7 protein-coding genes are annotated in these 13204 nt (G+C 50.8%); 5 read left to right on the top strand and 2 right to left on the bottom strand.

What is annotated here, in order from left to right:
- Positions 1-90 precede the first annotated feature (90 nt).
- From EHT25_RS03720 to EHT25_RS03700, 5 genes are all read left to right on the top strand, one after another.
- Complete coding sequence (locus EHT25_RS03720; RefSeq protein WP_124870843.1) at positions 91-1632, top strand: CHAT domain-containing protein; 1542 nt, start codon at positions 91-93, stop codon at positions 1630-1632.
- Between the two features lie 12 nt (positions 1633-1644).
- Positions 1645-2706: an AAA family ATPase gene (locus tag EHT25_RS03715; protein ID WP_124870840.1), complete on the top strand. Its 1062-nt coding sequence runs from the start codon at positions 1645-1647 to the stop codon at positions 2704-2706.
- 18 nt (positions 2707-2724) lie between these two features.
- On the top strand, positions 2725-6804 hold the full coding sequence (locus tag EHT25_RS03710) for a DUF2278 family protein (RefSeq protein ID WP_124870837.1): 4080 nt from the start codon (positions 2725-2727) through the stop codon (positions 6802-6804).
- A gap of 117 nt (positions 6805-6921) precedes the next feature.
- Positions 6922-9213 (top strand): GH92 family glycosyl hydrolase, encoded by a 2292-nt coding sequence (locus EHT25_RS03705; RefSeq protein WP_124870834.1) that lies wholly within the window; start codon positions 6922-6924, stop codon positions 9211-9213.
- A gap of 189 nt (positions 9214-9402) precedes the next feature.
- Positions 9403-10470 carry a sensor histidine kinase gene (locus EHT25_RS03700; protein ID WP_124870831.1) on the top strand — a complete coding sequence of 356 codons (1068 nt, stop codon included), beginning with the start codon at positions 9403-9405 and terminating at the stop codon, positions 10468-10470.
- Here the strand turns inward: EHT25_RS03700 and EHT25_RS03695 are convergent.
- On the bottom strand, positions 10467-11711 hold the full coding sequence (locus EHT25_RS03695) for an MFS transporter (protein WP_124870828.1): 1245 nt from the start codon (positions 11709-11711) through the stop codon (positions 10467-10469). The genes EHT25_RS03700 and EHT25_RS03695 overlap by 4 nt on opposite strands.
- Positions 11712-11829: 118 nt before the next feature.
- Positions 11830-13128 carry a Gfo/Idh/MocA family oxidoreductase gene (locus tag EHT25_RS03690; protein WP_124870825.1) on the bottom strand — a complete coding sequence of 433 codons (1299 nt, stop codon included), beginning with the start codon at positions 13126-13128 and terminating at the stop codon, positions 11830-11832.
- Positions 13129-13204: the final 76 nt, after the last annotated feature.

Below are 13204 nucleotides of genomic sequence, written 5' to 3'. Positions count from 1 at the left end.
GCAATACTGCCGTTAAATAATAACCTCTCCGTTGCTTCTGACTATTTATTTACCTTACCTTTTCAAAATCAGTTCGATCCGGAAGGTTATATGGGCAAACCCGTTGTCTTTCTTGCGAGTGCCAATCCAGCGAACCTGGACGATGGACCTTATCTCAGGGAGATAAAGGATGAAATTAAGTACATCGACGAATTGCTGACGGAACTGGAATTAAAAGAGGAAATCATCTATCCCACTCCCTCGACCGAAACCGACGCGAATATCCTCCATAATGCCTTCGTTAAAATCAGCCAGAACCTGACGATTTTTCATTATTGCGGTCACGCGAGTCAAACAAATTTTACGCTGACCGATGGCAGTTATAATCAGGATCGCTTATTGAAACTGCTGAGTGGAAAGAAGCCCAAACTGGTTTTTTTAAACGGTTGTTCAACGTATGGCTACGTCGATGCCCTGCTCACCGTTGGTGTTGAAGCCGTGATTGCAACCTCGACTTCGATTCCCGATGGACAGGCCAGCGAATTTGCCAAACAATTCTATTTTTCGTTCACCCGCCCCCTCAAAACCCTGAAAGAATCGTTCGACGAAGCGGTTTCTACCTCAGCGGTTTTGTCAGGCAAACCGTCGGTCTTTTTGCGGGGCGGTTTTCCAACGGAAGTTCCCGATGCGCCCTGTTCCTGGGGCCTGTATTATAGCCATCCTGAGATACTGAAATGGGTCCTGGTAGAAAAGCGAAATTATACCGAAAAACGCCCCCTGATTGATCGTCAGAAGGCTTTTCTGTGTGACCGCGATCAGTACCGAAATGTGTTCGATCCAAGTTTTAATTTAAATCTCGGTCTGGATGTGCTGTACCGCCCGGTGCAGCATTACCTCATGGTTGGGGAAGATTACCAGTCACCGCTCGGATTGGCGCGCAAGCTGGTTTATGAAAAAATCACGAAGAATCCCGACCGGATTTATAATTATCCCTTTGACCCGAACGACCGCCGTCGGGATGCCGATGACATGTTGGTTAAACTCAACCGGGCGTATGATAATGCCACGAAAATCCGCCGGGAACTCTACCGCGTTGTCAAAGGACAGGACAATTCGACCAATCTTTCCTACGAGGATTTTATTAGTATTTCGGAGGTAAAAAACAGTCAGTATACGCTCGTCGCCATTGAAATCAACGCTGACGATCTGCTGGAAAATGTGGTGCGTTCCATTCAGCAGTTTATGAACGAGTTTAAACCGTCGGATCCGGCGTCGAACGCAGGTGGAAAACCGTATCTGCTGTTTTTCTGGAACATCATTTATACGCCCAAAGAGGCCTGGTATTCGTTTATGATTCCGGGAAATTCCGTCCGAAAAATTCTGCGTCCGTTCAAGAATTCCGGTTTGTTTAAGCCTGACGATCCGGCCAATAGCCCGCTGATTATTTTGAACCAGAATGACGAATTACTGGCCATACCGGATCATAAAAAATACCTCGACGAATGGTTTCGAAAATACCTTCGGAATGCGCCGGAAACGGATAAGGAAAAACTGATTAACGGCATTTTTCAAACGGATAATCCGAAAAAGATCGACGTTCCGGATCTGGAAGATAAACTGCTGACGCTCATCGAACGACTTAATACGCCCTAAACGCCCGCCCGCATGTCACTTGTCGATAAATTTCAATTCAACCGGGAGACCGAGCTGAATGTCCCGCGGATGGAAAAAAATCCGTCCGATTATATCCTCGACTCCGGGCTTTATAACGCCGTTCGGGTAGCAATTCTGCTCAAACAACCGCTGTTGCTCACCGGCGAACCCGGAACCGGAAAAACCCGGCTGGCCGAAAAATTAGCCGCCGATCTTTGTGCGGAGTACCCCGACGAATACCTGGATAAACCGCTGGTTTTCAACACCAAAACCATTTCGACGTCGACGGATCTATTTTACCTCTACGATGCCCTCGGGCATTTTCACGCGACCCATTTCGACTCGATCAAACCGGAAGGCGAAACCGGTTCGCCAGCAACCGGTGCGGTTTTGTCCGTTTCTGAAAAACCGCAGGTGCCCGGGGTGGCCCGGCACATCCGCCTTCAGGCGCTGGGGCAGGCCATTGTGCTGAGCAGCCAGGCGATGCTCGACAAGTGCCCGTATCTGCCCATGCTGGGCGTCGACGGCTCGAAACCCCGCAGTTCAGTGGTGCTGATCGACGAAGTCGACAAAGCTCCGCGCGATTTCACGAACGACTTACTCAATGAACTCGACCGGTTTACGTTTCAGGTTCGGGAGGATGGCAACGCGGAATACCAGGTTGGCCCGAAAAACATCTTTGTGATTTTGACCAGTAATTCGGAGAAAAACCTCCCGGATGCCTTTTTACGGCGCTGCATTTTTTACCACATCGACTTTCCGCAGGAAGATCAACTGCAGAAAATCGTGCTGAGTCAAATCTTTAACAAGCTCGAGGAGTTAAAAGCGAATGAGGCAAAACGGAAAGCTGTTGAAGAAACGATTATGAAATACATCACGTTTTTTGTGGACGTGAAAAACCTGAACCTGAAGAAAAAACCGGCCACGGCCGAACTGATCAGCTGGATTTATTACCTGCGGGAAGACATTCTCAACAACCGGAGTCCGGCCGAAGTGGATGAACCGAAAAAGTGGGCCAGTTACAGCATTCTGGCCAAACATGCCGAAGATCTTGCGTTGTTGAAAACGTTGTAACCGACCCTTCAGGCAGTCATGACTCCCGAAACGCTTTCCCGACCGCTGCCCCTCGGCGAATTGCTCGAGCAACTTCGTCTGGAAGGTTTTGCCGTTACGCCGGATGTCTACGACCGCTGTTTTCGCGTCGCCGATGCGTGTTTCCCCAGCGGATTTGTCACCTCGGGGGATGAAATTCGGCAAGCGCGCCAGCTGCAGGAATTGAAAGAACTGCTCGGACCGGTGGTGGCCCGATCGGACAGCGAGCAGGAAAAATTCGGAGTGTTTTTTGAGCAACTGGTTGCCCGATCTTCTTTATCAATTAATCATCAACGGATTGATCGCCAGCCGACAGTTCCGGAGAAACCGGATCACCTTTTAACGTGGTTTGCCGGATCGCTATTTGCCTTTATTGTATTGATTTTCAGCCTGTATTATTACAATCATCAAAAGAAAAAAAAAGAAACTGAAAAGGTTATTCCGCCAGCTTCACCGGGTTCAGTTACCACTGCCATTAATCCCAATTGCGTCCTTAAGGTACGTGTCAAATCCATTGAGGGAAATACAGTTACATTTTCGAATCAAAGTCCGGGAGTACAACTCGGCTACACATACGACTGGAGTTTTAACGATGGAACACGATTAACCCAGACCAATGCCAATGAGGTGGTTCATCGATTCGTGGAATTAAACGCGGCTACCCTTGCAACGATTTCGGTAACGAATGCCGGGTGTAACCAAACCATTCAAATCACGAATATCTACCGGGACAATCGACCGGCGCTACCGGCTTTTCCGCTGATCAATGCACCTCCCTATTTACAAAGCACTTACACCTTGAACTGGGGTCTCCTGCTGCTGATTTTGCTGACGGGCACCGGGATTATTGCCCTGCTGGCCTACCGGTTTTTATTCCCCAAACGAATACTCGAATCAAGCGAAAAACCGCCCTACTTTCTGACTTTTCCGGATCAGGATAAAACCATTAAGGTCTCGGAATCGATGAACGTCTGGGCGCGTCAACTCAACCAGCGCGACGAAGGACAACGACGGGTGATGGACATCTCGCGAACCATTCGGGCGACGGCCCGGCTGGGCGGTTATCCGTCCATCTTTTACCAGCAAATCAAGCTCCGCCCCCGCTATCTGGTGCTTATCGACAATCGCTCGACGTTTCATCAGCAGGCCCGGCTATACGCCTATTTGGGTAATGTCTTGATGGATAGCGAAGTAGAGCTTGAAACCCTGTTTTTCAACGCCGATCCACGAACCTGCTGGAGCGAGAAATACCCGAAAGGAATTGCCATCACTGACCTGTACCGTCAATACCGCAACGCGTATCTGGTGGTGCTTTCGGAAGGAATCCGGCTAATCGATTACGACAAAGGAACCGTGACTGCCTGGGTTTCCAATTTGTTGTGCGACTGGGAAAAGCGGGCGATTCTGACGCCGGTTTATCCCGAAAACTGGACGTATATCGAAGCCATTCTGGCCCGGTTTTTTATCGTGCTTCCGGCCACGCCCGACGGCCAGCTGTTGCTGCGGGAGTTTTTTCAGGCCGACGAACCGCCGACGTTTACGGAATTACGCCGACGGTTTCAGGTTGATAACGATGAAGCCGGGAACCGGGGATTCTTCAACAAGTCGGCGGACCAATTATCGGTGGCCGACATCGACCGGTTTCTGGATCAGCCGTTTGCGAACGAAAATCCGACGGAGCAGGAAAAAACCATTCTGAAACAATGGGCCCATGCCACAGCGGTGTACCCCACGCCCACCTGGGAAATGACGCTGGCGATCGGAAAAGCAATTGAACAGCATTACCAGACCGACAGCCTGGTAACGACAACCAACCTCCTGAAAATAACCACTTTGCCCTGGCTCCGGCAAAACCGGATTCCGTCCCAATTGCGGCAGGAGTTGCTGAATGGGTTTGCCGGTTTTCCATCGGATCTAAAAGCTGCCATTCACCGGGACGTGCTGGAATTGCTCGAATCGGTTCAAACGGCGCCCGGAAGTCTGGCCGAGGAAGAGCGCGAATTGCACACGTACGAGGTGATGCTGACGGACGAAAACCGTCGTCGGGAAGGCTTATGGAAACTGGCGCCGTTCCAGCAAGCCGGACTCATTACCGACAAACGGGTCGTTCGGGAAGTGGTCGCTCAAAGCCGTCGCACACGGGTAGCCTACCTATTGGGGATGACGTTCATTGCGGTTTTTATCTTTTCTTGGATCTACAGAATTCTGCCATTACAAACCAACGACCCCTTGCCAGACGCCGGATTGATTCAATCGCTCTATTCCAAAACCGATTCCCTGAAAACCGATAGCGCAACGATTTATAATAATCTGGCCGTTTCGATCACAAGTCAACGGTTGCAGGATACAGTGTATGTCAATGAAATACAGAAAAATAGCAAATTAATTGGCCATCCGTTTCCCATTTCAGAACCATATGGTACCGCTTCTTTTGCACCGTCTTCGGAGAAGGAAATGTATACATTAAAACTGGCTTTCCTGACGGCTTCCCTTCGCCACCGGCTAACGTTTGAAGCCCTCTACAACCTCCACGCGTTGCGGTATTCATACGGTCGTTATCAGGATTCCATTCCGGGGCGGAATTTCGTTGCGGTGGTTCAGGCGGTCAGCCCAATGATCGAAGTTCCCCGGATCGTTGCACCAACTTCCTGGTTTTCAGCCCCCGGTTTTATTCCGAAAGATTCTGCTTTAATCGCCTACCTGAACCTGCTGAATCAAAATCTTTCGGTCGACTCGACCATCCGGCAGATCGGTCGACTGGATAGTTACGGTGCTAACATGAGAAAGTATGGCAACCTTCCGCAACCCGATCCGGGTGCCATTGCTAAAGCAAGACAAGCCGCTCGATTCGATCATATTCATTTATTTCTTCCCGATGCGCCCATTTCCAGCAATACAACCCGCCTTCGATTCCCCGGTCTTTATCTGCCAAAATCGAAACTCGATTCGCTCGCCCGGATTGAAGCAGCCCGGATTAAACTGTATTTCAGTGCCTATGACCGGGCAGCCGTAATTCCGGAATCCGTACCGGCAAATTCGGTTTCGAACGCTCCCGGGAGAGCAACGACAACGATCAAACCGGTAACCTCCGGGAGAACAACGTCAAAAAGCCCGGCCCGAAAGAAAAACCGTACTCCCGTTCAGCGCCCGACGCCGACCAAAACCGATTCGTACCCGGCACCCGCAAAATCGGCATCGGAGAATACGCCGGCAACTGCAACGCCCGACAAGCAACCTACTCTGAACGTCACCCAGACGGATACTGCTGCGAATCGCCCGATTCAGCAACCAACGCAATACTCAATCCAGCAACTAACCCGAAGCATTCCGGGCGAATACGGGGTGTTGATCGGGGTGGTCAAACAGACCCGAATGGTTAATAATACGCTTTTCCTGCTCGTTACGGCCAATAACGAAGATTATCAGGTTCGGATCGGCAATGAAAACACCACCGCATACGCCCCATCGGCCGATGCACCGGTTATTGCGATGGCGACCAATGAGGAGGTTCGCAAAATTCCGGCGTATCAAAAGTTTTATTCCCAGAAACCCGGTTTTTACAAACTGGAGAAAAACAGCCGTTCCGGTGCGCTGGATTACCTCCGTACGGGCGGCTCCTATACGGATTTCAAGGTAAGTGAAGGGCTTTCCCTCCCCGCTCTGACCAAATTCATGATGGTTTTCCGGCAACTGAACTTTTTCGATTGGGAGATTTATAAGCTCATTAAGGCATTCGTTTTCAAGGAAATAGGCTATACCAATTTCAACACGAACCGGGAAACGGCAACCGCCGATCTGCAAAGTCTGATCAAATCTCAAACGCGGATCTACGTCTGGGGCAGTCGTTGGCAGCCCGTTTCGAACGAGAGCAATTTTAAGTTAAAAACCGGGTTCAATGAAATTCGGTATGTGCACATGAACCAGGGTTATTTCTCACCCAATGATAACGTAAATGCTCCCTGGCAGGATGGCGGTTTGATGCTGGAATCGAGTGATTTGCGAGCCATTGCCATTCGTTTTTCATCCCAGTCGCGAACTGTTGACAGCAACGGTGATCCTACTAAACCGTCCGCAAAATAAGGTGGTTGTTGAATCCTTTTGATCTATTTTTCGAAAAACCGGCTGCCGATGTTCGTTGCGTTTCTTCCTGTTTTACCTTTGCAACCCATCCCCGATTTATCCGCAAAACCGTACCTCATGCGCACCTCTCTACTTGTGCTTTTTTTCGGACTCGTTGGCCTCAAAACCGCTCCGGCCCAAACCGTCAATCAGGTTACCGATCCTGTTGAATTTGTCAATGTGCTGATGGGAACCGACTCGAAACCAAGCCTTTCCAACGGCAATACCTACCCGGCCATTGCGCTGCCCTGGGGTATGAATTTCTGGATGCCGCAAACCGGACGCATGGGCGACGGTTGGGCCTATACGTACGCGGCCGACCGAATCCGGGGCTTCAAGCAGACCCACCAGCCTTCGCCCTGGATGAACGACTACGGCCAGTTTGCGATCATGCCGGTAACCGGAAAAATCCGCTTCGACGAGAACGAACGCGCAAGCTGGTTTTCACATAAATCCGAAATCGCCAAACCATATTACTACAAGGTTTATCTGGCCGATCATAACGTCACAACCGAAATCGCCCCGACCGAACGGGCGGCCCGCTTCCGGTTTACCTTTCCCAAAACCGACAGTGCTTCGGTGGTCATCGATGCGCTGGACAAAGGTTCGTTCATCAAAATCGTTCCCGGCGAAAACAAAATCATCGGCTACACGACCAAAAACAGCGGGGGGGTGCCAGCTAATTTCAAAAATTATTTCGTGCTGATTTTCGATAAACCGTTTACTTACCGCACGGTTTTCAACGGAAAACAATCGAATAATCAGTTACTTGAATTACAGGCCGATCACGTAGGTGCGGTCATCGGTTTCAAAACCGCGAAGGGCGAATCGGTCAACATGCGCGTGGCTTCGTCGTTCATCAGTCCCGAACAGGCCGAATTGAATCTCCGGGAAATCGGTTCCGATGCATTTGAAACCGTCAAACAGAAAGCCAAAACCGCCTGGAACCGGGAACTGGGCCGAATCAACATTGAAGGCGGTTCCGTCGATCAGACCCGGACGTTTTATTCCTGCCTGTACCGTTCACTGCTTTTCCCCCGGAAATTCTACGAAATCGACGCCAGTAAAAAAGTGGTTCATTACAGCCCGTACAACGGCAAAACGTTGCCGGGTTACCTGTTTACCGATACCGGTTTTTGGGACACCTTCCGGTCGATGTTCCCGTTCCTGAACCTGATGTATCCGTCGCTCAATGCTCAAATGCAGGAAGGGTTGGCAAACGCTTACAAAGAAGGTGGCTGGTTGCCGGAATGGGCCAGTCCGGGTTTGCGAAACACGATGATTGGCTCCAATTCGGCGTCGATTGTCACCGATGCCTACCTGAAGGGATTGCGCGGCTATGACATCAATGCGTTGTATGATGCGGTTTTGAAAAACTCCGAAAACGAAGGGCCGATGGATGCCGTTGGTCGCCGGGGCGTTCAGTATTACAACGAGTTAGGGTATGTTCCATCTGATGTCAACATCAACGAAAATGCGGCCCGAACGCTGGAATACGCTTACGCCGATTTCACGATTTATCAACTCGCAAAAGCCCTGAAACGGCCGCAGGCCGAGATCGACCGGTTTGCCAAACGCAGCCAGAATTACCGCAATCTGTTCGATCCGGCAACCGGTTTGATGCGGGGCAAAAACAAGGACGGCTCGTTTCAAAAACCGTTCAATCCGTTCAAATGGGGCGATGCGTTTACGGAAGGCAACAGCTGGCACTATACCTGGTCGGTTTTCCACGACGTCCAGGGACTAATTGGCCTGATGGGCGGACCGAAAAACTTTGTCGCCAAACTGGATTCGGTGTTTACGCTACCACCGGTTTACGACGAAAGTTATTACGGCAGCGTGATCCACGAAATCCGGGAAATGCAGATCGCCGACATGGGTCAGTACGCCCATGGCAACCAGCCGATCCAGCACATGATTTACCTGTATAATTACGCCGGAGCTCCCTGGAAAACGCAGTATTGGGTCCGGGAAGCCATGAATCGACTTTACCTGCCCACGCCCGACGGTTATTGTGGCGATGAAGACAACGGCCAGACTTCGGCCTGGTACGTTTTCTCGGCCCTCGGTTTTTACCCGGTTTGCCCCGGAACCGATCAATACGTTCTGGGTGCTCCGCTGTTCAAAAAAGCAACGCTGCAACTGGAAAACGGCAAACAACTGGTGATCCATGCATCCACCAACAGCGAGAAAAACCGCTATGTCGATGCCGTGAAACTAAACGGAAAACCGCATGCCACCAATTGGCTGAGTCATCAGACCCTGAGCAAGGGTGCCGTAATTGATTTTACGATGAAAGCCACGCCCAACCAGCAACGCGGCACGAAACCGGCCGACTTTCCGTATTCGTTTTCGAATGAAAAGCGGTAATCAATCCTGGCCTCCTTCAAACCTTCCCATTTTCAGAACCCAAAAACACGAACAGGAAATGGCAGATCAGTATGGTCGATAAATCCGTTACGAAGTTGACAGCATCAACATTTTTTCAGATATTAGACAGTCGGATCAATTCTTCCCGTTCATGAATCGGCTGAACGAAGGATTTCTCATTTTAAACTAATGCGGTTTCTGCAGTTCTTCAAACTACCCTTTTCCGGGTATTCGACGCAAAGCATCTGGATTTATTTCACCGTCATTTCGTGGACAGTTCCCCTCGGCGTTTACAATTGGTTTGGCCCCCGGCTTTTTTCCGATTGGCGCATCGCAGTAGTCTCAACCACCCTGGCTTATGCGGTGTGCGCGCTATTACTGCTGGTTCAGCAGAATCTACTCGGAATAATCATGAAGCGATTTCCCGAAATCCGGCAAACGCTCACCCGCATTTTACTGGAATTACTGCTGTTTACGGGAACGATCGGGCTCACCACCAGCAGCCTCTTTCTCGCGTTTCGAACGATTCCGTTTTTTGAATTCAGCGCAATTTATTACATGCCCTCCACGAACTTCTGGCTGGCGGCCTGTTCCATTCTGCTCTTTATTGGATTTTACGAGTGCTACTATACCATCACCAAATGGAATGAAAACAGCATACAGGCCGAAGTTTACAAACGCGAAGTTCTTCTGAATCAACTGGATGTGCTGAAGAATCAGATCAATCCGCATTTTCTGTTCAACAGCCTGAACGCGCTTTCTTCATTGATCAGCGAGGAACCCCGCCTGGCCGAAAAATACGTAGACGAAATGGCGCGGGTGTACCGGTATTTGCTGCAAACCAACGAAAACAACCTGACGACCCTTGAAAAGGAAGTTGATTTTATCAAATCGTATTATCACTTGCTGAAGATGCGCTACCAGGCTGGCGTTTCGCTCGACATTGCGGTTTCGGAGCATGATTACCCGCGGCAATTACCGCCGTTAACCTTGCAATTGCTGGTTGAAAACGCCGTTAAGCACAACCGCGTTCAGGCGAATAAACCGCTCCATATCCAGATCGGTATGACGCCCGACGGTTGGCTACAGGTTCGTAACAACCTGCAGGCCAAAAACATACGGGTGTTGTCAAACAAAGTTGGCCTGTCAAACATCAACGCCAAATACCGCCTGCTGGGCGAACCGGAACCCATCGTTTCCGATCAGGGCGGTTTTTTCACCGTAACCTTACCCCTGCTGAATCCGGTAAGTGCTTAATCCGTTTCCAGGTAATTCAGGTCTTTTTTGAACGTCTCTTCCAGGAAATACAGGGAGATCAGGGATACGGTGATCGTCAGTACGCCAACGATGAGGGCGCTGTTCAAGGTTCCTACGTGCCCTTTTCCGTAAACAAAGAGAGATGTCAGCGGAATAACCGCTCCCCGGACAAAATTCGGAACGGTGGTGGCCACTGTCGCCCGCAGGTTAGTCCCGAATAGTTCCGCAGCAATTGTCACGAACAAGGCCCAGTAGCCGTTGAAAGCTCCGAGCAGCATACAGATCACGTAAAAAACATTGAGATCTTTGATCGGAACCAGCAGATAAACCAATACGATGCCCAGCGAAACGACAATAAAACCGCCGATTACTTTTTTCCGACTCTGGAAATACTGACTCAGTAAACCGCTGCCAATATCCCCAAAAACCTGACCGGCAAAGGTCAGCATCACGGCTTTTCCGGCCACAACCGGCTCCGAAACGCCAATTGCCTGCGCAAATTCGGGCGAAAACGTAATCAGAATACCGACGACAAACCAGATCGGCAAACCGACCAGGATACACTGGAGGTATTTGACCAGCCGTTCCCGGTTACTAAACAACATCATCAGATCGCCCCGTTTCACCTGCCGCTCTTTTACCGTTTCAAAAATCTTCGATTCGAAAATATTGACGCGCATGACCAGCAGCACCAAGCCCAAACCGCCCCCGACAAAATACGAGATGCGCCAGGCAAAGATATCGGCCACAAAATAGGCCATGATAGCCCCCAACACGCCCATTGTGGCGACAATCGTGGTGCCGTAACCCCGGATTTGCTTCGGGAGCACTTCGGTCACCAGCGTTACTCCAGCCCCCAATTCGCCCGCCAGACCCAATCCGGCCACAAACCGCAGGGCGGCATACTGGTCCAAACTGGTTACAAACCCGTTGCCGATGTTGGCTAAAGAATAAATCAAAATAGAACCGAAAAGGACGGAAAGTCGCCCCCGTTTGTCGCCCAGAACGCCCCAGAAAATACCGCCGATGAGCATTCCGGCCATTTGCCAGTTTAGCAGGGCAATTCCTTCGGGCAAGAGCTGGTCACCATCGACGCCCAGGGCTTTCAGGCTTGGCACGCGAACGACACTGAATAAAAACAAATCGTACATGTCCACTAAATACCCCAATGCGGCTACAACGACCGGCAATTGAAGTAACTGGCTACTCAGGCTTTTCTCGGTTTTCGGTTGCTCGAACATTATTTTACAGTTTAAGGTTTACGGTTTTCAGTTTACGGTTTTCGGTTTTCGGTGGCTGACGCATTGTACTTCCTGCGTCAGCCACCGAAAACCGAAAACCGTAAACTGAAAACCGTAACTATACTTGCTTCGGCAGCGCGTAGGGCGCTCGGTATTGGCGGCTCAGGTGCGCATTAGCTTCTGCGTCGCCGATGAATTCTTCTTTTTTCGGATCAAATTTCAGCGTACGTCCCAGGCGGTAGGCGATGTTGCCGACGTGGGCCAGACCCGCTGCCAGATGAGCGGTTTCGACCGGCCCGTTCAGCTTTGATTTGTCCCGCGAACGAACGCCCTCGATGAAGTTCAGGTAGTGATCGCCCCCGGCGTGGCCCGCTGGTCCCGGCGTGCGTTCTTTGCCCAGGAACGTTTTGTAGTCGTTGTAACCATTGATAACCATGTAGCCTTTGTCACCGTAAAAGAGGTTGCCCACTTCCACGCCATCTTCTTTGTTGGTCATCCACGGACGCACCTCGAACTGAATTACCTTGCCTTCTTTCGGGTAATTGTAGGTCGAGGTCAGCACTTCCGGCGTTTCCTTGCAGTCTTTCCAGAGGTATTTGCCACCCGTCGAAGTAATTTCTTCCGGTAAACCGACGTCCAGCCCCCACATGGCCAGGTCCGTTTCGTGGATGCCCTGATTGCCAATATCACCGTTGCCGTAATCCCAGAACCAGTGCCAGTTGTAGTGGACATAATTTTTGCTGAATTCACGCGCTTTGGCGGGGCCCTGCCACAGATCCCAGTTTAAACCGGCCGGAACCGCACTATTGCCCTGATTGCCAATGTCGGGGCGCCATTTATAGACCAGCCCCCGCGCCATATACACTTTCCCAATCACACCGTCGCGCAGGTGTTTGATGGCTTCCTGAATGGCGGTTGAGCTGCGTAACTGGACGCCGTGCTGCACAATCCGATTGTATTTCGAAGCCGCTTCGATCAGCTTCCGGCCTTCGCGCAGGTTGTGCGTGCCCGGCTTTTCGACGTACACATCTTTCCCGGCCTGACACGCCCAGATGGCCGCGAGTGCGTGCCAGTGGTTCGGCGTTGCTATGCTGACGGCATCGACGTTTTTGTCTTCGTACACTTTCCGCAAATCCTGCTCGGTTTTCACTTTGCGGGAATAGGTTTTCTCGAAATCGGCGGCCCGCTGGGCGGAAACGACGTTGTCGACATCGCATAAAGTCACCACTTCCACGTTCGGTAGTTTGGAGAAGCCGGAAATGTGGTCTTTTCCGCGACCGTTGACCCCGATGACGGCGACCCGGATGCGGTCGTTGGCACCAAAAGCGTGGGCGGGAATGATGGTGGGCAAGCCCAGCACGGCGAGCGAACCGGTGGCTGCGGTTTTGAGGAAGGTCCTTCGGGAATCGTTTTGCATTTTTAGGGGGTTTAGGAAGATTAAAGAGTTATTTCGCGGAGTTGAGCGGAGAATAAGGGAGTTAAGCAGAGTAAGA

Origin of the sequence: Larkinella rosea (assembly GCF_003858635.1) — a bacterium.
GTDB classification, from domain to species: Bacteria; Bacteroidota; Bacteroidia; order Cytophagales; family Spirosomataceae; genus Larkinella; species Larkinella rosea.
The sequence above is the reverse complement of the archived record's forward strand: the minus strand, read 5'-3'. Positions and strand labels throughout refer to the sequence as shown.